The organism is Microvenator marinus, from assembly GCF_007993755.1.
Classification (GTDB): Bacteria; Myxococcota_A; Bradymonadia; order Bradymonadales; family Bradymonadaceae; genus Allomicrovenator; species Allomicrovenator marinus.
Window position 1 is genome coordinate 5,018,912 of sequence record NZ_CP042467.1, and the last position, 18,870, is coordinate 5,037,781.

Genomic DNA, 18,870 nt, shown 5'->3' on the forward strand with positions numbered 1-18,870 from the left:
AAGCGCAATGTAAGCGGCTTGCCCGCTTGCTTCACAAGACTTTTGACCACGGAGAATTTATGTCGAACGACATCGTGAAAGAAATGAATCTACTACTTGCCGACGAAATGGTGTTTTACCAGAAGCTTCGCAACTTCCATTGGAACGTTCGCGGACCGGCATTCTTCCAGCTTCATACGAAGTTTGAAGAGATGTACACGGCGTCATCGTTGACCGTCGACCAAATCGCGGAGCGCATCCGTGCGCTAGGTGGCAGACCACTTTCTACAATGAAAGAGTTTTTGGACTCCTCAAGGATTAGCGAGCAATCCGACGTGCCGTCCGCAAATCACATGGTGGGTGAACTTCAGAGCGACCTCGAGAAGTTGGTGGAGTTTACTAACGGTCTGAGAAAGAGTGCGGGCAATGCCGGCGACGATACCACTGTGGCACTCATGGACGATCTGGCCGATGCTCATGAGCAAGACGCCTGGATGTTGAAAGCCTGGTTGGGGTAAAGCCTAATCCGCTGATTTCGGCTGCTCAGGCCGGTCCACGTTGGTTCCGAGTAAGTAGAGCGCGCCTGCGCTTCCCACGATTATTCCAGCATAAGCCAGCCAAATGGGGAGGCCTAAGGCTACGCCCACGTAGCCCCCCAGGGCTGCCAGAACCATCGTGATGATGGCGTAAGGTGCCTGAGTCCGGACATGGTCCATTAGATCCGCTCCGGAGGCGATCGAGCTCATGACCGTTGTGTCTGAGATCGGAGAGCAGTGGTCGCCAAAAATCGCCCCGTCCAAGACCGCGCCAAAACACAAAAAGACGATGAGTTCTGAGCCGGGTTGCCCGTGGGTCAAAAATGCAGCCATGGGAACCATCGCTGGAAGGAGAATTCCCATGGTGCCCCACGAGGTCCCGGTCGAAAAGCCTACCACTGCCGCCAAGAGGAAGGTGATGAGCGGTAGTGCCGTAGGCGAAATCAGGTCTTGGACCACGCCCACCAAGTAGATGCTGGTCCCGAGGTCATCGCAAACCGCGCGAATAGACCACGCCAAAATCAAAATCAGAATGGCCTCGGCCATGGTTCGTCCGCTCTGAATCCATGCGCGCCCAGCCTCCGCTGGTGTGAGGATTCGTTGGGAAACCACAAGTGCAAACGCGATGAGGCTCCCGATGGCTGCGGACACAAAGAGCACTAACGCGTTGTCCGCATTGCTGAACGCGTCTCGCCACGCTGAGAAACTGCCCAAGTCGCCAAATGCGTGCCCCCAGCCCGAAAAAATCGCTCCAAACTCGCCGCTGAAAGCCGAAGGGATGCTTAAGTCGCCTCGGCTCCAGCCCGACCAAAACATCCCGATGAAGACTGCAAAGATGACGCTGAGCACGGGGATAGCCGCGTTTTGCCAGCGTGTAGGTTTGTCGGGCTTTGGCTCCAAAACCTCGGAGTCTGAGCGCGCCAACGGTTTTGATTCTGGGTTGAACATTTGCCCCGCCTGGGTGCGCCGTTCTGCCTTGAGCATTGGCCCGAAGTCTCGGCCCGAGTAGGCGTTTAGAAGCACAAAAATCAGCGCACCGATGCAGTAGAAACGAAGGGGCAGAATCGTAAAGAAGATTTCATAACCACTTTGACCGAGCGCGAGCTGTCGGCTGATTTCGTCAAAGAGGCCGACCTCGTAGCCAATCCACGTGGAGACTACGGCGATTCCTGCGATGGGCGCGCTTGTAGAGTCAACGATATAGGCGAGTTTCTCTCGGCTGATTCGTTGAGCGTCTGTGAGTGGACGCATGGTTGTGCCCACCACAAACGTGTTCGCGTAATCGTCAAAGAAAACGGCCCCGCCCATAAACACCGCGGCTAGCCGGGTGGAGCGCGCGCTTCGTGCGAGTGAGCGCACTCGGTTTACGATTCCTTGAACACCTCCGCCGCGCGTGATGATGTGCACCATCCCGACGAGCGCGATGGTAAAGAGGATAATGTTGATGTTGAATGAATCTGTGACGGAGGTCCAGATATGGCCGAGGCCTCGGTAGCTCGCTTCAACAAGCGTTGGTGCGCCGATGGCGCCTCCTACCACAACCGCACCGAGCAAGGCGGGAATCAACGCGCGAAAGTAGAGGGCAACTAGGACCGCCAAAATTGGTGGGAAAAGAGCCCACCATTTGGCCACCCGCCGCTCGGACTTCCAGGTGGAATCTCCGTGCTCTACGCTTAGAGCAACCATAGAATCTTGAGTTGCCCGCACTATCAAATGGGGATTGGTGCCTGGCGTGAGCTTCCAGGTTTCGCGGGAAAGTTCGTCCACAATCGGCTGTTCTAATGCCGCGGGGCCTTCGTAGACGTAGGTCCACTCGGACTGGGTCTTGAGCGTGTCGCTTGCGTCGGCGAGCAGTCCGCGAGCGGCTACTTCCGCGGCAATTCGCTGCGAGACGTCGTCCGGTGCCTGAACGGCAAAGGTCAGGAATCCGAACGATAAAAGCGTGATAAGAAATGCGAAAATTCTCTTTTGCATGGCGTGAATCTACTCGTGTCTGAGCAAAAACATAAGGCGTCAAAGAGATTTCGCGAGATTTTGCGTACGAACTCAGTTGAAGTGGTGGATCAGAGGGTTTAGTGTAGGGCGGAATACGTGTTTTAGAGGAGGTCCGCGTGAATCAACGCGTGCAAAGACAGGGAAACGTCAGCCAAACCGTCACAAGCGTCGCCCCAAAATCGGTGGCGGTTGAGATTCGCGGCCAGAAGTTCGCGGTCAAGACGGATAAGGAAGCAGCTCACGTAGAGCGGCTCGCGAAGTTTGTGGACTCGAAGGCCGCAGAGATTCAAGCTGCGGCACCCGGCGTGCCAACAGAGCGTTTGATGATGCTCGTGGGAATGATGATCGCGGAGGAGTATTTCGAGGCAAAGACCTCGCTCGACCGCACCAAGGCTGAACTTCAGCGAGGCGTCGACGCTTGCCTTGAAGCGCTCGCCGCGGTTGAAGCAGAAGAGTGAAATCCGATTCCAAAAGAAGCCTTCGGGCACGAATGTTGGCCAAGCGGGGAGCAGTTGCTGCAGACGAAAAGTCTGAGGCCGAGGGTGCCGTCTCGAAGTACCTCCTAGAGCTCCTCGAAGAGACTGGCGCAAATCGCATTGCGGCGTATCGCGCGCTCCCCGGCGAGATCTCCGTGGATGGGTTTTGGCAACAAGCGTTTGAGAGTGGGGTCAAGGTTTGTTTTCCACGCGTGCTTGGGCCCGGCGAGATGGAGTTCGTGGACATTGACTCTAAGGACGATTTTTCGGCGGGCAGATTTGGGGTGCTTGAGCCGACGGGGCAGGCGAATCCACCCGAGGCTGAAGTGGATCTCGTGCTCGTTCCGGGGCTCGCATTTGACCTCAAAGGTTATCGCCTCGGCTTTGGTGGCGGGTACTACGACCGTGCGTTGGCGGCCATCGAGTCTTTGAGGGTCGGCGTGGTCTTTGATTTTCAGATTTTGTCGCGTGTTCCTCGAGAATCCTGGGACGTCCCGGTTCATCAGATAATCAGCCCTAGAAAACGCTATCTGATCTGATTCAGGAACAAAGCGAGCCGAAAATTCCTTTCAGTCTTTGCGAACTAACTATAAGGTGTCGCGTCCGAGAAATCCGACCTTGCGGGTCGTTTTACATAGAAGGGGTTTAGCCCCACAGGAGTACCTAAAATGGAAGATTCAATGCAAACGCTCACAGTGGCGTATTCGCTGCTGGCGCTGGTTTTGGGCGTTGTTATTGGCTGGCTTTTGTACAAGAGCCGGTCCATTCGAGAACTACAAGATATGGTCGATGAGCGCGTGGCACAACTTCGAGCCCGTACCATCGAAGAGACCAAAAGTGAGATACAGCGAACCCTGACGAGCGACCTCGAGGACAAAGTCCGTGAGGAGCTGAAAGAGAAACTTAAGGCGGACGTCGAAGAAGAGGTTCAGAGAACCGCGAGGAAGCTAGAGTCGGATGCCGAGACCAAGGCTCAAGAGCGCATCCGTGCTGCGGAGAAGGAGGCCAAAGAGCTTCTGAGCGCCGCCAAGAAAGAGATGCAGGAGGAGACAGCTAGTCGCAGGCAAGAGCTCGAGAAGTCCGAGGCGCGTCTTACGCAGCGCGCATCTAGTCTGGATGCCCGTGAAGAGAAGCTTGAGAAGCGCACGCAGGAATTGGCCACTAAGGACGCTGAGTTGATGGGAACTTCCCGCAAACTCAAGGACCGTGAGGCTGAGATTGAGGCGAAGAGTGCTGGGATTCAGGCTGAGCTTGAGCGAGTGGCAGGTCTTAGTGCCGATGCCGCGCGTACCGAACTCGTGGAGTCGTTGACTGGTGAGGCTAAGCTCGAAGCGGCTAAAGTTGCTCGGCAGTACGAGGAAGAGGCGATTGAGGAGGCCGACCGACGCGCCAAGAAAGTCATCGCGACCTCGGTGCAGCGCTGGGCCGGCGAGTATGTGGCTGAGCGCGCCGTGACCGTCGTCCCGATTCCGAACGACGAAATCAAAGGGCGGATTATCGGCCGTGAGGGCCGCAATATCCGCGCTTTGGAGGCCGCAACCGGGATCGACATCATCATCGATGACACCCCTGAGGCGGTGATGGTGAGCGGCTTTGACCCTGTAAGGCGTCAGGTCGCTCGTATCTCGCTTGAGAAGTTGATTTCCGACGGTCGTATTCACCCTTCGCGTATTGAAGAAGTGGTTGAGAAGACCAGCGCCGAAGTGGAGTCGCAAATCAAAGAATACGGCGAGCGTGCTGCGTTTGAGCTGGGAATCCACAATCTACATATCGACTTGATTAAGCTGGTTGGTCGCCTTCAATTCCGAACCAGCTATGGTCAGAATATGTGGTCACACAGCATCGAGGTCGGATTCCTCTGTGGCATGATGGCGGCTGAGCTCGGTCTCAACGTCAAGCATGCCCGCCGAGCTGGCCTTCTTCACGATATCGGCAAGGCCTTGACTCACGAAAATGACGGGCCACACGCCCTTGTTGGCGCTGAGATTGCCAAGCGTTGCGGCGAGCACGAGGTGGTCCGAAATGCCATCGCGGCGCACCACAACGAAGAGCCTCAGAACTCAGCCATTGCGCACCTCGTGATTGCTGCAGACGCACTCTCAGGCGCACGTCCTGGCGCGCGCCGCGAAGTTCTCGGAACGTACATCAAGCGACTTGAGGACCTCGAGAGAATTTCTCAAGAGTTCGAAGGTGTGGAGAAGGCGTTTGCCGTTCAAGCAGGCCGCGAGATTCGCGTCATGGTCGAGAACTCAAGGGTTACGGACGACCAAGCCTTTGTGCTCAGCAAAGAGATTGCTGCCAAGATCGAGAGCGAGCTCACCTATCCGGGCCAAATCAAGGTCTGTGTGATTCGCGAGACGCGCTCGGTGGACTACGCCCGCTAGACCTCGGGGGCGAATCCGCGCCGCATGGTGTTCTCGGATATCGCCCTCGGCTCCATGAAATTCAGGAGGTAATCAGGACCGCCCGCTTTGGTGCCGGTGCCGGACATCTTGAAGCCTCCGAATGGATGGCGGAAGACCAATGCTCCAGTACACTTGCGGTTGATGTAGAGGTTTCCGACCTTGAACTCTTTTCGTGTGCGCTCAAGGTTGAGCGGAGAGCGGCTGTAGACGCCGCCGGTCAGGGCGAACCGCGTGCTATTGGCGAGCTTGAGCGCCTCGTCGAAGTCCTTCACCTTGAACATGGCGAGCACTGGACCAAAGATTTCTTCTTGGGCAAGGCGACCATCGGCGGGGACATTCTCAAAGACTGCAGGCCCAACGAAGTTTCCGTTGAGCCCCTCAGGCACTCTAGCTTGCACGAGAAGGCTGTTTTCCTTCTTTCCTAGCTCAATGTACCCCTCGATCTTCTGGCGAGCGTCCTCGTCGACTACAGGGCCGATAGCGAAAGCAGGGTCCGTAGATGGCCCAACCTCCAAGCTCCGGGTTGCTTCAACGAGGCGTGTCTTGAATTCTTCGTATGCAGATTCTAGCACGATGACTCTGGAACAGGCGGAGCATTTCTGCCCTTGGAATCCGAACGCCGAGCCGATCACGCCTTTGACAGCTTCATCGAGGTCAGCGTCGGAGTCCACAATGATGGCGTTCTTTCCACCCATCTCACAGACGACTTTCTTGACGTTTGCCTGCCCGTCGGCCACATCGCCGGCCACCTTCAGGATATGGAGGCCGACCTGCATGGATCCGGTAAACGCGATGAGATCTACGTCTTTATGGCGCACGAGAAGGTCGCCAACTTCTTCGCCATACCCCGGCAAGAAGTTGATGACGCCGGGCGGAAATCCAGCCTCGCGGCATGCATCCATCAGGTGAGCCGCGATGACGCTCGATTGCTCGGCAGGCTTCATGATGACGGTGTTTCCGGCTACAGCTGCTGCCACCGTCATTCCGCAAAGAATCGCGAGAGGGAAGTTCCACGGCGCGATCACAGCCGCAATGCCCCTTGGTTGGTAGAATAAGAGGTTCAACTCACCAGCCACGTGGCCCAGGCGTTGTGGTTGCGAGAGTTTCGCCATTTCCAGCGCGTAATAGCGGCAGAAGTCGATGGCCTCGCAGACGTCGGCGTCGGCCTCGCGCCAGTTCTTACCAACCTCGTAGACCATGATGCTCGCGAGCTCTTTTCGGCGCCGCATCATGACATCCGCGAGTTTCATCAAGTACGCCGCGCGTTCTTCGCCCGGCAAATCGGCCCAAGACGCCGAGGCATTCTGGGCTGCTTCAATGGCCTTTTGGGCGTGCTCTAGAGTGGCAACACACACGGTGCCTACGATTTGGTCACGTTTGCTCGGGTTGATGCTCTTGATAACGCGGTCGGTCTTGATTTCAGAGCCGCCGATGACGAGTGGCCAAGTCTTGTCGAACCCTCGCGTGACCTCTTGCATGGCGCGCTCAAAACTCTCGCGGTTGTTCGTGAGTGCAAAGTTGAGCAGTGGAGCGTTCCTAAAGCCCATGGAGTTCAGCGGCTTGATGTGCTCAACCCCGGTGGATTGCTCGTGTCCTTGAGGTGGCGCGGGCTTGGCCAGGAGCTTTTCCATGCTCAAGCCGTCTGCATAGGTCTGGCGCAGCCACGATTCGTTGCTGGTGTTCTCCAGGAGTCTACGCACAAGATACGCCATGCCTGGAATCATCTCGCCGATGGGCACGTACTCGCGCACGCGATAGCCCATTTTCACGAGGGCGAGCTTCATCGGCTCAGCCATTCCGTAAAGCATCTGGAATTCGATGGCATTTTTCGGAAGACCCAGCTCTTCCGCGGTGGCGAGGGCATACGCGAGGCTTCGCACGTTGTGGGAGGCGCAGGCGAGTCGGACGTGTTTGTGGTTTTCGAGGAGGATCTTGGTGCATCGCTCAAAGCAGGCGTCCGTCTCCCACTTTTTGGACCACACTGGGTTTCGCCAAGCTTCTTGCTCGCTGTGGATGGTTTCAAAGTCCCAGTACGCGCCCTTGATCAGGCGAACCGTGATGGGGGTTCCGCGCTCCTTGGCCCAGTTTGCAAGTCCTTGAACATCAGCTTCGGCGTCGCGAAGATAGGCCTGGATCGCGATTCCGGCGTCGGCAAATCCAGCGAATTCCGGCTCGGTCAAAAGGCTCTTGAACAACTCGATGGTCAGGTCCTTGAACTCATAATGCTCCATGTCCAAGTTGATGAACGCACCGTTGTCCCGCGCCTTTCGGAAGAGTGGCCGCAGGCGATTCTTAAGCGAGTCGATGCTGCCCTTTGGGTCGATGGGGTCGATCTGTGAGTAGAGCGACGAGACCTTTACTGAGACGTTGACGCGTGGAACGGCTCCCCACGATGCGTCTTCGAGCAGTGGTTTTGCGGGGAAGCTCTTGGTCTGGGCGATGAGCGTGTCGAGGATTTCGTCATAACGCTTTGCGTAGTCGAGTGCTTCCAATTCACTGACTGTCGACTCGCCGAGCAAGTCCAGAGTGAACGCGAGGTCGGACTTCCAAATCTTCTTAAGAGCAGAGATTGCGTCGGCAGCGGTCGTTCCGGCGATGAACTTCTGCGCCATGCCAGCCATTTGCTTTTCGATTTGGCCGGCAGCCATCTTGGCCACCATACTGTCCGGTTTGACTTTGTTCAGGCCCCACTGAAACGCAGCTGGGAAGTTGGTGTCAGGGCGGCAAAAATACTCTTGGAGGTGTCGTGCGACCTCGACGTGGTTTCTGAGCGTTGGAAAGACGTCAACAAACCTGAACATCTCCACTTTGAAGGCTTCGTCCTTCATGGAGAATTCCATGATCTTCCCGCTCCACCAATCTTTGTTGAAGACCGATGGCGTCTGTCCCTTCATGGTGTCGAAGATCTGGCGTCCAATCTCTTGAATACGTTGTTCGTTTGTGTGTGCCACAGGGCCTCCAGTTCGTACGAGAACGGAGGCAATTAGTACTTGAGTCAAGTGGGTTTGACCAGCGAATGATCATTCAAGATTTGGGTGCATCTCTTCGAGTTGGCGCTTCCACTCCTTCAGAGCGTCTTCATCGTCGATCAGTGCGTCGCCATTGGCCAACGAGTTCAACATTTCGTTTACCGAAGACATGTCGATTTGATAGGGGCTATCCGGACGGCCGCTCACGCTTTTGAAACCCGCTGGGAGCTTGATATTTCTGAAGAGCGGGTCCTCTTTCTCTGGGCGCTGTGCGACCTCAGCGCTGTGTACTGCCTTGGCCATCAAGACGTTTGCGGTGATGAACGTGCGTTCTTCAATTCGCCCGTGCAACGTGGGGCAGAAGTCCTCGAGGGGAAATGGTGCGTCCAGCCATTCCTGGCACGTGTCGCGCCAAATCGGGATGGTGTGTGCGTCAAATACCGGTGCAGTGCACGTCTCGGAACTTATGGCCGCAGGAAACACGTCTCGAACGCTGACCGTGCGCTGTGTGTGGCGCTGAGCGCCGAGGCAGGCGAGCTCGATAGCCCAAGATTCGAGACTCGGGCTTGAGAGTCTTTGGATGTTCGCGCTCTCGTCAAAAGTCGCTTGGATATAGGTTCCGAGGTGTTCGGTGAAGTTGGTCTCGAGCACGGCCTCTGGAGTAGGCAAAAACGCGGTCAGCTCCTCACCCTGTCTGATAGATGTGAGAGTCTGCGTGCAACATTCCCGAGCTTGCGGGCTCTTTGCCCCGGTTGCGCAGGTGAAAAGCTGCATCAGCGCACCCGGTGCGCCCACGCGGTCAGCATGAAAGAGGTGGCTCGCCGTTTGGCACATCTCTTCGCCTTTCAAATCCGAGGACATCAAGATTCCGGACCATTGAGCCTGCCGCCAAGCGAGTACTGGGTGATCTCCCCCAAATGAGATGGCCGGCATGATGCAATGGTCTAGATCATCGGAAACGCTCAAGGCCTCCAGGAGCACAGGCGTACTTAAGGAGGCCGAGTGGGTCTGAATGGTTTGACAGGCCGTTTCTCGAACCTCGGGTGCAGGATCAAGGAGAGCCTGTTCGGCAGGCAAGCTCCAACGAGCCGCGGCGGCTTCTTCAACGATGAGCGAGCGCACGCTCGGAATCAGGAATGAGGCGATGAGTCCGCAGTAAATGGCTGCCGCAAGCAGGAGTGGAATCAGCGTGACGCGAACCCTTACCCCAACAGAAGGCGAGTCCACCTTGACGATCGCATCTTTCTTCTTGGTCGGGTCTAGCGCAACGGCGCCAATTGTTGCGTAGAACAACAAAGGAAGAACGGTGAAGCCCACGAAGAGGGCGAGTGGTAACCAGGAAAGGTGCCACTGCCAGACGCTGACGCCCAGAATACTAGCCGCAATCAGTCCCTGCATTGCAAAGACGGTGACCCAATATCTGAGCGGTGCTTTCATGGCTCAAGTGTGCCCCAAAACTCAAAGCCGCGCCAGAGTCGTGCACTAGTTGGCCACGAAATTCAGAATTTTTCCGGGCACAAAGACCACTTTGCGTATCGTCTTGCCTTCCAGATGTTTTGCGACGTTTTCGTCCTTCATAGCGAGCTCTTGGGCTGCGCCCTGGTCAGCATCTGTGGGGCAGTCGATGGTGCCACGGAGCTTGCCCATGACCTGAACCGCAAGCTGGTAGGAGTCGCGTTTTAGCAACTCCTCATTCCATGCAGGCCACGCTTGGGTCTGGATGCCAGGCGTCTGACCGAGGCGCTCCCAGACTTCCTCCGCGAGGTGCGGTGCATAGGGCGCAAGCAGTTGGATGAACGGAGGCAAAACCTCAAAGGGCACGGTGTCGAGCTTGTAGAGATGATTCACAAACTCCATCATCGCCGCAATTGCCGTGTTGAAGCGTAACTCCTCTGTGTCTTCGGTGACCTTCTTGATGGTCTTGTGCAGCTCGACCAGCGTCTCTTTTTGCGCTGGATCCTGGCTGATTTTTTCCGAAAGGCCTGTGTCTGCGCACACCAATCTCCAGATTCTGGAAAGGAATCGGTGTACACCGCCGACGCTTCGCGGATTCCAAGGCTTCATCTGCTCGAGAGGTCCCATGAACATCTCATAAAGCCTGAGCGAGTCGGCACCGAACTCCGCGATCACCGAGTCCGGATTGACCACGTTTCCGCGAGATTTGGCCATCTTCTCTGTGAGTTCCAAAAGCTCGATATCGGCGTCTGGGTGGTAAGGCTTTTCGCCTTTCCACAAGACATCATCTGCGTGCACGGTTCGGGGGAGAAGATCTTCGAACTTCTCTTTGTCTTTGTACCCGACCTTTTGGCCGTCTTTGGTCTCGTAGAATTCGTACGCAAGTCCAAGGACCATGCCCTGATTCACGATGCGTTGGAACGGCTCTTTGGTCGTAACGAGACCGCAATCGTAGAGAACTTTATGCCAGAATCGGGCATAGAGAAGGTGCAAGACGGCATGTTCCGTGCCGCCGACATAGAGGTCCACGTTCATCCAGTACTTTTCTTTCTCGGCGTCCCAAGGTGCTTGATCGTTCTTTGGGTCGATGTAACGCAGATAGTACCAGCATGAGCCGGCCCACTGAGGCATGGTGTTCGTCTCACGCAGCGCGGGCCTGCCCGCCGAGTCCGTAGCCTTCAGCCATTCTTTTGCGCGAGCGAGAGGGGGCTCACCGTCGCCGGTCGGCTTGAAGTCGTCTAACTCAGGAAGACGCAAAGGGAGTTGCTCTTCAGGGATGGCTTCGTGCGTGCCATCTTCACGGTGTACGATAGGGAACGGCTCGCCCCAGTAGCGCTGTCGAGAAAAGAGCCAGTCACGCAACTTGAAGTTGATCGTGGCTTTGCCGAGCCCTTTTTCCTCAAGCCATGCGGTGATTTTTTTCTTTGCTTCATCGTTATTCAAGCCGTCAATTAGACCTGAGTTCACATGCGGGCCGTCCCCTGTGAACGGCGCCTCTGTAACGTCTCCGCCCGAAACAACCTCAACGATCGGAAGCCCGAAGGTGCTTGCAAACTCCCAGTCACGCTCATCGTGTCCAGGAACCGCCATGATCGCACCTGTCCCGTAGCCCGCGAGCACGTAATCCGCGACCCAGATCGGGATGCGGGCATTGTTGACGGGGTTGATCGCATACGCGCCCGTGAACACGCCCGTTTTTGATTTCTGGAGTTCGGTCCGCTGGAGCTCAGATTTGCGCGCAGCCTCTTCTTTGTACGTTTGAACGGCGTCCTTTTGTTCATCGGATACGATCTGCTCCACAAGCGCGTGCTCGGGCGCGAGCACCATATACGTGGCGCCGAAAAGGGTGTCCGGTCGGGTCGTAAAGACGCGGATATTTGCTCGAGTTCCCCGCGCCGTCTCAGGGTCGAGCGCGAACTCGACCTCGGCGCCCGTGGAGCGGCCGATCCAGTTTCGCTGCATATCCTTGAGGTATTCAGGCCAGTCCAAGAGGTCCAAATCCTCTAACAAGCGATCGGCGTACTCTGTGATTTTGAGCATCCACTGTCGCATCGGCTTTCGGATGACCGGGAAGCCGCCGCGCTCGCTCTTGCCGTCGATGACCTCCTCATTGGCGAGCACTGTACCGAGCTCCGGGCACCAGTTCACGGGCACCTCAGCAATGTAGGCGAGTCCTCGCTCGTAGAGCTTGAGGAAGATCCACTGCGTCCACTTGTAATAACCAGGATCCGTGGTGTTAACCTCGCGCTCCCAGTCGTACGAAAATCCGAGGCGCTTGAGCTGGCGCTTAAACGTCGCCACGTTCTTGGCCGTGGTCTCCTCCGGATGGGTGCCCGTGTTGATCGCGTATTGCTCCGCAGGGAGGCCAAATGCATCCCATCCCATAGGGTGGAGCACGTTGAAGCCCTTGGCGCGCTTGTAGCGAGACACGATATCGGTGGCCGTATATCCCTCGCAATGGCCTACGTGTAGGCCGGAGCCGGAAGGGTATGGAAACATGTCGAGCACATAATACTTAGGCTTTTCGAAGTTATCATGCGCACGATTGCTCGCGTTTTCTTCCCAGAAGGCTTGCCATTTGGGCTCGATTTCGTTCGGGCGATATTCCGACATAGGACGACTACTTGGTAATGAGAAAAAGGAACAAAAAAACGGTGTGAAGGAATAGTTCATGCCCAAGAATCAATCAAGACTAAGCGCGGAACTGACAATGGGTTGGGGTCGCGCTATGGTCCGGCGAGTCCGGCATCAGGAGTGATATGAGATTTTTGAGTTTAATTCTAACCCTAGTGATCCTGGGTGGATGTGCGGGCGCGCCTGAGAAGGACGCGATTTGGCCGCCTGTATCAGGAACTCCTGAAAGTGCGCCGGCCAATTTGAACGCTCCAGCTGGCGCGACGCTCCTGAAAAGAAGCGAGGATGGCCGGCTCTGGATTGTAGGCGACTTGAGCGAAAAGAAGCCGGGGGACATTTTTTACGCTCGTTATAGCGGAACCTGGCCCCTTCAAGACATGGCACGTCCCGCGTTTGCAATGGGAGAGGTCGGGCGCGTTTATTCGGCTGGTTCGGCCCTCGCGCGGGTGATTTATGCACTTCCGTCGGTGGCGCTCGAGGACCTGGAGGTGACGTGGGGCTCACGAGAAAATCTTGAGGCCGTTGGCAAAGGCGTGTTGCCCTACATTAAGAACGCCGACTCAAACGAGGCTCGCCTCGAAATAGGCGAGGCGGAGGGCGTTCAGCCAGGAGATATCTATGGACTGATGCGATCAGGGGACGGTCCGATCGCCCGACGAATGGTCCGATTCTGCGTGGTCGTTGACGCTGCTGAGGTTGCAACCTGCCGACTGCTTCAGGGAGCTGAGATGCCCGAGCTGAATGTCGATCCGGTCGGGTACGCAGTCTTTCTTGAACATACCTATGGGAAAACTCCTCCAACGGCGAAAATCCAGCTCTTGAGCAGTGACCGGCAGCTTCTCGAAAAGCTTCAGGCGGCGTTCGATAAGCATCTAAGTGGCGTTGATCGAGCCAATATCAGTCTTGTGTTGGTAGATAAGGTTGTAGACCCGACGCGCCCGGACTTCCATCGCGTGGAGCGTGACGCTGAGTATTCAGGTGAGGCGACCATTGTGGTCGGTGTGCGATCTTTGGATGGTAAGATTCGTGCGAATTATACCGGCGTGGGGCCAGCGAGTGGGCCCGGAATGATAGCTGCTCCGCCAATCGGCGGGGTGGCGCTTGAATCCGAGGAAGACTTTCAGTCCTTTGCAGGCATGGTCTTCGCTGCGGTTCAGGTCTATCGCGGCCAGACGGCTGAAGCCCTCGGCCAGATTCGGGGGATGTTGGCTGACCCGGCACTCAAGGGGCCCATGCGCTGGCATTTGAGAGACCAGTTCGCCATGCGTTTTGCTGGCCTAGGGCGCATGGAAGACGCGATTTATCTGGTGGAGGAGGACATGGCGAGCGCGCGGGCAGCGGGCGACCAAGAGGCATACTTGAATGCGCTGGGGACCATCGTTCGCCTTCACGACTTGCAAGACCGCCCAGATAAGGCGCTCGCCGGGGCTTTGGAATATCTCGATGCACGCAAGCCCGGCGATCCGTCGAGCTATCTCGGAGCGCTCTCGATGTACGTGGAGATGCTCCTTGCGAAGAATCAGCTCGATGAGGCTAAGGCGCGAATTGAGGAGATGAAAAGCCTTTGTCCTGATGGTTGTGATGGGGATCTGGCCGGTCTTTTGTCCGGTGTCTATTGGGCTCTGCCCAAAGACGCGAAAGAGCTCCAAGCCGAGCTTCTCACCACACTTGAACAATACTCTATGGGCGCCAAGGGCGGCGCCGAGGCGGCCTTCCGAGTCTACCAGGGGCTATCTCTTTTTGGAGATGGTGATGTCGAACAAGGACTGATCGCCTTCTTGGAAGCTGAACGCCTCTACTCGGGCCTCAAGTATCAACAAGGTGTGGCGCGCGCACAGTTCCTGCGGATGATGGCTCAGATTTCCCGCGGTGAAGCTGACGATGCGCTCGAGGCCGGCAAGTCGGCGATCGAGATTCATCGGCAGCTACAAGATTTTGGGCAGGTGGCGACAGTCTACGAACGCCTTTCTGGTCTTTATGCGAATCTTGACGGCAGTATTCAGCCGGGACCCTGGCTCGGGGCCGGCGAGCACGTGATGCTTGGCGCTATCGCTGCCGCGAGTGCGATGGGGCACATCCCTCAATTGGCTGAAGCGAGTTTCAACTATGGGTCGTTTTTGATCCGTGTTGGGCAGACCGAGGATAGCAAAACTGGGTTTCGCCGGGCGGCAATTTATGCGATTCGCACAGCACGATTTGAAATTGCGGCGATGAGCCATCTCTCACTGGCCATGGTCGCGCGCCAGGAAGGCGATTTTGAGACGTTCCGTGATGAGTTGACGCGCGCTCAGGCTATGGCAAAAGTAGCCGACGACCCAGAACTGATGAAAGCCATCGAGAGGGCGCTGATGCCACCACCAGAGACCGAGGCACCACCGACGATCTCGCTCTAGAGGACGAGCGATAGGGAGAAGTATGGAAGCTTATATCCTAAAGATGGAGCCTGCGCTCAAGACCAAGGTGTGGGGCGGTCGACGACTCGAAACTCTTGGCCGGTCTCTGCCGGATTCCGAGTTCTACGGCGAATCATGGGAGGTTTCGGGCCTCGAAGATGGACCGTCCAAAATTGCAAACGGCCCGCTCAAATCAAAGACATTGATCGAGGCCTCGGAAATCTTGGGTGAGAGTCTTCTGGGCGAGCACCCGGTCTTTCCTTTATTGGTGAAGTTCCTCGACGCTCGCGAAGATCTAAGCGTTCAGGTTCATCCTGGAGCCCGTCATATCGATGAGATCCGGTCGAAGTTCGGGGAATCCGCCGATTCGAAAGACGAGGCGTGGCTGATTCTTGATGCGGATGACGAGGGCTCTATCCTCTGGGGAGTCAAAGAGCATATTGATTCAGAGACCATGGCGTCTGCCCTTCGCGAAGGTACTCTCGTCTCGTATTTGCGCCGAATTCGGGTCAAGAAAGGGGATGTGTTCAGGGTGCCACCGGGTACGATTCATGCCATCTGTGCCGGAGTTCTTTTGCTGGAGATACAGGAACCTTCGGACACCACCTACAGGCTCTATGATTACGACCGCCCGGGCTTGGACGGTGAGCCGCGAGAGCTCCACATCGAACAAGCGCTTCACGTGGCACGGCGCTTCCCGGAAGATCCAACAGAGGTGCGTTGCCTGGACGGGGAGCCGCTGACCGATACCCGAAGTGTGCTTCTCGTAGACGCTCCCACCTACCGGATCGAGAGGTTCCAACTGGTGGACCACTCCGAGGCGTTGACGCTTAACGCCCCCGGCCCTTACGTCTTGACGGTCTTGGAAGGACATATCTGGCTGAACGATGTAGAGCTGCGAGATTGGGATTCCGCGGTGATTCCCGCTCAATTTTCAAACGTGCATGTACAAGGGAGCGGAACTTTTGTACTGAGCGCCGCACGATCGTGAATCCTTCGTTGATGCCGATACATCACAAGGCGAGATCGACTCAGATCGTACTTTAAAGCGGTGTTCAATGTCGCGTGACCAAAAACAAGATGTCTCGTTGCTTCAAGATAGGGAGCAACTCCTCGATTATTTTCGTGCTGGGATAAAGAGCGCGGACCGTCTCACCATCGGCACCGAACACGAGAAGTTCCTCTGGCACCGAGCCAACGGACGCTTGTTCAATTTTGACGAGATCGAGGGTCTTCTGCACAAGCTGGGCGATCGTTTTGGCTACGAAAAGGCCTGGGACGGCGACCGATTGGTTGCGTTGGAGCGAAATGACGAGGCGATCACCTTAGAGCCAAGCGGCCAATTCGAGCTTTCCGGTGGTTTGAAGAAGACCATTTTCGAGACAGAGGTAGAGCTCGAGCGACATTTTGAGGAACTGAACGCCGTGGGTGGCCCGGAAATGGGCATGGCACTCTTGGGCATCAACCCTTACGACGATATCTCTGACCTCGGTTGGGTGCCGAAATCTAGATACAAGATCATGCGCGAGTACTTGCCCACCCGTGGTGACCTTGCGCATTGGATGATGAAGCTCACCTGTACCATTCAGGCGAATATGGACTTCACGTCCGAGGAAGATGCATCCGATCTCGTCCGAACCGGGTACGTGGTCTCGCCCTTTGTTCACGCGCTCTTTGCAAATAGTTCGGTACATCACGGAAAGCCGAGCGGATATCAGTCCTACCGTGGACATATTTGGACTCGAACCGACCCTGACCGCTCCGGTGTACCCGATTTTGTGCTCCGCGATGATTGGGGATTTGGTGAGTATTTGGATTACGTTCTGGACGTCCCGATGTTCTTTATTCGGCGTGACCACGGCTACGTCAACCTTGCTGGGCGCTCCTTCCGTGAGTTCATGGAAAAGGGACTCGATGGCTACCAAGCCACGATGGGCGATTTTGAACTTCACCTCTCCACCGCTTTCCCCGAGGTTCGCATGAAGCGATATGTGGAAGTCCGGAGCGGCGATGGTGGCCCGTTGAGTCATATGTTGGCGCTACCCGCATTCTGGAAGGGCGTGCTCTACGACGCTGAGGCTCGTCGCGAATCATGGGAACGATTGAGCTGGCTTGATCACGGAAATCTGCTCAGTCTAAACCTCGAAGCCTCAAAGAACGGCATTCATGGGGTCGCGCCGAACGGGGAGTCGATCATGGATATCTGCCGTGATCTGGTGCGAATTTCATCCGAAGGGCTCGCACGTCTCGCCAAACGAGATGGACATGACTCGGAAGCGATCTTCCTGCAACCCCTTCAAACCATTCTGGAAACTCGGAAGTCGGCGGCTGATTGTGTAGCCGAAGACGTGGAGCGCCTGAGCCGAATCGAGCTACTTTCCAAGTACAGTCTCTAAACTCTCAGACTTCGTGCGATTTCTTGCAGGTGGGCAAATGTAGTATTAGCATTTGAAATAAGCTAATAGTGTCCCTATAGTGCGCGCTTGATTTCGACAGAACCGCAAAAGTAGTAGATTTGCACGAAGGTGTAGAATGAATTTGAAAAGACTGATTGGTTTGGCTTTTTGCCTGATGCTCGCATCATTGGGAACTAGCTGTAGCAGTGATACGGCGACAGCCCGCTCATGTACGTTTGATGCTGACTGTGAACTTGGCGCTGTGTGCCAGCTCACCACGAACACCTGTATTGTGGTTCCGTGCCAGGACGAACAAGGCAATAGGATTTGTTTGCCAGAACAAGTGTGCTTGGTAACCGAGGCGAATCCTCAGGGAACGTGTTCGGCTCCAGAGTGCACGACTGCTAGCGATTGTGCAGAAGGCCAGTGTGTTGGGGGCCTTTGCTCCACCGGTGGATGTACCACTGCTGCTGATTGCCCGACGGGCCAAGTGTGTAACCTCGCGGGACAATGCGAAGCTGGCGACGGCTCGTGTACTGCAGACACCGACTGCCCAAGTGGACAAGCATGTGTCTCAGACGCATGTGTGCCTGGTTGCCGTTCAAACGACGAATGCCAAGACACCGAGTACTGCTCAAGTGCCAAAGCATGTGTAGCGGGATGCCGTGACGCAAGCGGATGTGGAACCGGGCAGGATTGCCGTGAGGGCGCCTGTGTTTGCACGCCCGGAAGCTGTGGTGAAGGCCGAGTATGTAATACCGAGGCCGGACAATGTGAAGACATCAGCTCATGTGATCAGGTCACTTGCCCAGAAGGCGAAGTTTGTAATCCCGTCATCTTGAGCTGCGAGACACGTTGTACTCCTGATTCATGCGGTGTTGGAGAAGCATGCAATGCTCAAACGGGCGTTTGCGAATCTTCGAACTGCCCAGGCGCAGATACAACCCAATGCGCTGGAACCGCTCGCCCAATTTGGGACCCGATTCGCTGCTTCTGCGCAGAATGCACTAGCGACACGGACTGCAATACGGCAGCAGGCGAGACCTGCAACGCTGCCGGTGTGTGTTTCGCTTGCGAAACTGCATGTGATTCCGGTGCTCCCGGAACCTGTGGTGGCGCAACTCCTTACTGCATCGAAGATTGCTGTGTGGAGTGTATCGGCGCGAGCGACTGTGCTGCCGGTGAGCTTTGCCTGCAGGGAACCTGTGGTCAGCCTCCGAGCTGCACCGTGGACCCAACGGTTTGCCCTGCTGGAACCACCTGCCAAAACGGCCAGTGCCAGGCTAACCAAGGCGGCGGCTCTTGTGATCCTTCAGACCCAACTACCTGCCCAGCGGGTACCTTCTGCGATCCGCTTCAAGGAACATGCAGCAGCGATATCGGTGGTGGCTTCGGCTGCGGCCTTTGTAACGCAGATTGTACCTGTGACGGTGGCTTGACCTGCGACGGCTTCTTCTGTGGCGGATGCCGAACATGCGTAACCATTCTTGGAGTGGAAGTCTGCACGGAGGGTGTTGATTGCCCCAACGGTCAAAGCTGCTTCCCTGGCGAGGCTATTGGCTTCGCAAACTTCTGCATCTGAGCCAAAAACCCAGTTACAACTTTCTCTGAACACAATCAGGGGTTCGTTCG

12 protein-coding genes are annotated in these 18,870 nt (G+C 56.2%); 8 read left to right on the forward strand and 4 right to left on the reverse strand.

Annotation, left to right across the window (positions count from 1 at the left end):
* Positions 1-59: 59 nt before the first annotated feature.
* Positions 60-497 carry a Dps family protein gene (locus FRD01_RS20585; RefSeq protein WP_146962822.1) on the forward strand — a complete coding sequence of 146 codons (438 nt, stop codon included), beginning with the start codon at positions 60-62 and terminating at the stop codon, positions 495-497.
* A 3-nt stretch (positions 498-500) separates the two neighbouring features.
* On the opposite strand, the gene FRD01_RS20590 is transcribed toward FRD01_RS20585, so the two are convergent.
* Positions 501-2,489, reverse strand: coding sequence for a Na+/H+ antiporter NhaC family protein (locus FRD01_RS20590; RefSeq protein ID WP_146962823.1), 1,989 nt, complete (start codon positions 2,487-2,489; stop codon positions 501-503).
* A 137-nt stretch (positions 2,490-2,626) separates the two neighbouring features.
* On the opposite strand from FRD01_RS20590, the gene FRD01_RS20595 reads away from it, so the two are divergent.
* The 3 genes from FRD01_RS20595 (at position 2,627) to rny (ending at position 5,370) form a co-directional block, all read left to right on the forward strand.
* Positions 2,627-2,968 carry a cell division protein ZapA gene (locus FRD01_RS20595; RefSeq protein WP_249755787.1) on the forward strand — a complete coding sequence of 114 codons (342 nt, stop codon included), beginning with the start codon at positions 2,627-2,629 and terminating at the stop codon, positions 2,966-2,968.
* Positions 2,965-3,525, forward strand: coding sequence for a 5-formyltetrahydrofolate cyclo-ligase (locus tag FRD01_RS20600; protein WP_146962825.1), 561 nt, complete (start codon positions 2,965-2,967; stop codon positions 3,523-3,525). Before FRD01_RS20595 ends, FRD01_RS20600 begins: the two co-directional genes overlap by 4 nt.
* 129 nt (positions 3,526-3,654) lie before the next feature.
* On the forward strand, positions 3,655-5,370 hold the full coding sequence (gene rny, locus FRD01_RS20605) for a ribonuclease Y (RefSeq protein WP_146962826.1): 1,716 nt from the start codon (positions 3,655-3,657) through the stop codon (positions 5,368-5,370).
* On the opposite strand, the gene pruA is transcribed toward rny, so the two are convergent.
* From pruA to leuS, 3 genes are all read right to left on the reverse strand, one after another.
* Positions 5,367-8,342, reverse strand: coding sequence for an L-glutamate gamma-semialdehyde dehydrogenase (gene pruA / locus FRD01_RS20610; protein WP_249755788.1), 2,976 nt, complete (start codon positions 8,340-8,342; stop codon positions 5,367-5,369). The two genes, rny and pruA, sit on opposite strands and share 4 nt — an antisense overlap.
* 69 nt (positions 8,343-8,411) lie before the next feature.
* Positions 8,412-9,797, reverse strand: coding sequence for a hypothetical protein (locus FRD01_RS20615; protein ID WP_146962827.1), 1,386 nt, complete (start codon positions 9,795-9,797; stop codon positions 8,412-8,414).
* A 45-nt stretch (positions 9,798-9,842) separates the two neighbouring features.
* Positions 9,843-12,428: a leucine--tRNA ligase gene (leuS, locus tag FRD01_RS20620; RefSeq protein WP_146962828.1), complete on the reverse strand. Its 2,586-nt coding sequence runs from the start codon at positions 12,426-12,428 to the stop codon at positions 9,843-9,845.
* Positions 12,429-12,574: 146 nt separating this feature from the next.
* Here leuS and FRD01_RS20625 point away from each other — a divergent pair, with 146 nt between their 5' ends.
* The 4 genes from FRD01_RS20625 (at position 12,575) to FRD01_RS20640 (ending at position 18,820) form a co-directional block, all read left to right on the forward strand.
* Positions 12,575-14,842: a hypothetical protein gene (locus tag FRD01_RS20625; RefSeq protein ID WP_146962829.1), complete on the forward strand. Its 2,268-nt coding sequence runs from the start codon at positions 12,575-12,577 to the stop codon at positions 14,840-14,842.
* A gap of 22 nt (positions 14,843-14,864) precedes the next feature.
* Positions 14,865-15,833: a type I phosphomannose isomerase catalytic subunit gene (locus FRD01_RS20630; protein WP_146962830.1), complete on the forward strand. Its 969-nt coding sequence runs from the start codon at positions 14,865-14,867 to the stop codon at positions 15,831-15,833.
* Positions 15,834-15,900: 67 nt separating this feature from the next.
* Positions 15,901-17,238: a glutamate--cysteine ligase gene (locus FRD01_RS20635; RefSeq protein WP_146962831.1), complete on the forward strand. Its 1,338-nt coding sequence runs from the start codon at positions 15,901-15,903 to the stop codon at positions 17,236-17,238.
* A 136-nt stretch (positions 17,239-17,374) separates the two neighbouring features.
* Entirely contained in the window at positions 17,375-18,820 is a 1,446-nt protein-coding gene (locus FRD01_RS20640; RefSeq protein WP_146962832.1) for a hypothetical protein, read from the forward strand.
* Positions 18,821-18,870: the final 50 nt, after the last annotated feature.

Coding starts and splice junctions, on each gene's coding strand:
- FRD01_RS20585 (WP_146962822.1), top strand. CDS start 60: ATGTCGAACGACATCGTGAAAGAAATGAATCTACTACTTGCCGACGAA.
- FRD01_RS20590 (WP_146962823.1), bottom strand. CDS start 2,489: ATGCAAAAGAGAATTTTCGCATTTCTTATCACGCTTTTATCGTTCGGA.
- rny (WP_146962826.1), top strand. CDS start 3,655: ATGGAAGATTCAATGCAAACGCTCACAGTGGCGTATTCGCTGCTGGCG.
- FRD01_RS20615 (WP_146962827.1), bottom strand. CDS start 9,797: ATGAAAGCACCGCTCAGATATTGGGTCACCGTCTTTGCAATGCAGGGA.
- leuS (WP_146962828.1), bottom strand. CDS start 12,428: ATGTCGGAATATCGCCCGAACGAAATCGAGCCCAAATGGCAAGCCTTC.
- FRD01_RS20625 (WP_146962829.1), top strand. CDS start 12,575: ATGAGATTTTTGAGTTTAATTCTAACCCTAGTGATCCTGGGTGGATGT.
- FRD01_RS20630 (WP_146962830.1), top strand. CDS start 14,865: ATGGAAGCTTATATCCTAAAGATGGAGCCTGCGCTCAAGACCAAGGTG.
- FRD01_RS20635 (WP_146962831.1), top strand. CDS start 15,901: ATGTCGCGTGACCAAAAACAAGATGTCTCGTTGCTTCAAGATAGGGAG.
- FRD01_RS20640 (WP_146962832.1), top strand. CDS start 17,375: ATGAATTTGAAAAGACTGATTGGTTTGGCTTTTTGCCTGATGCTCGCA.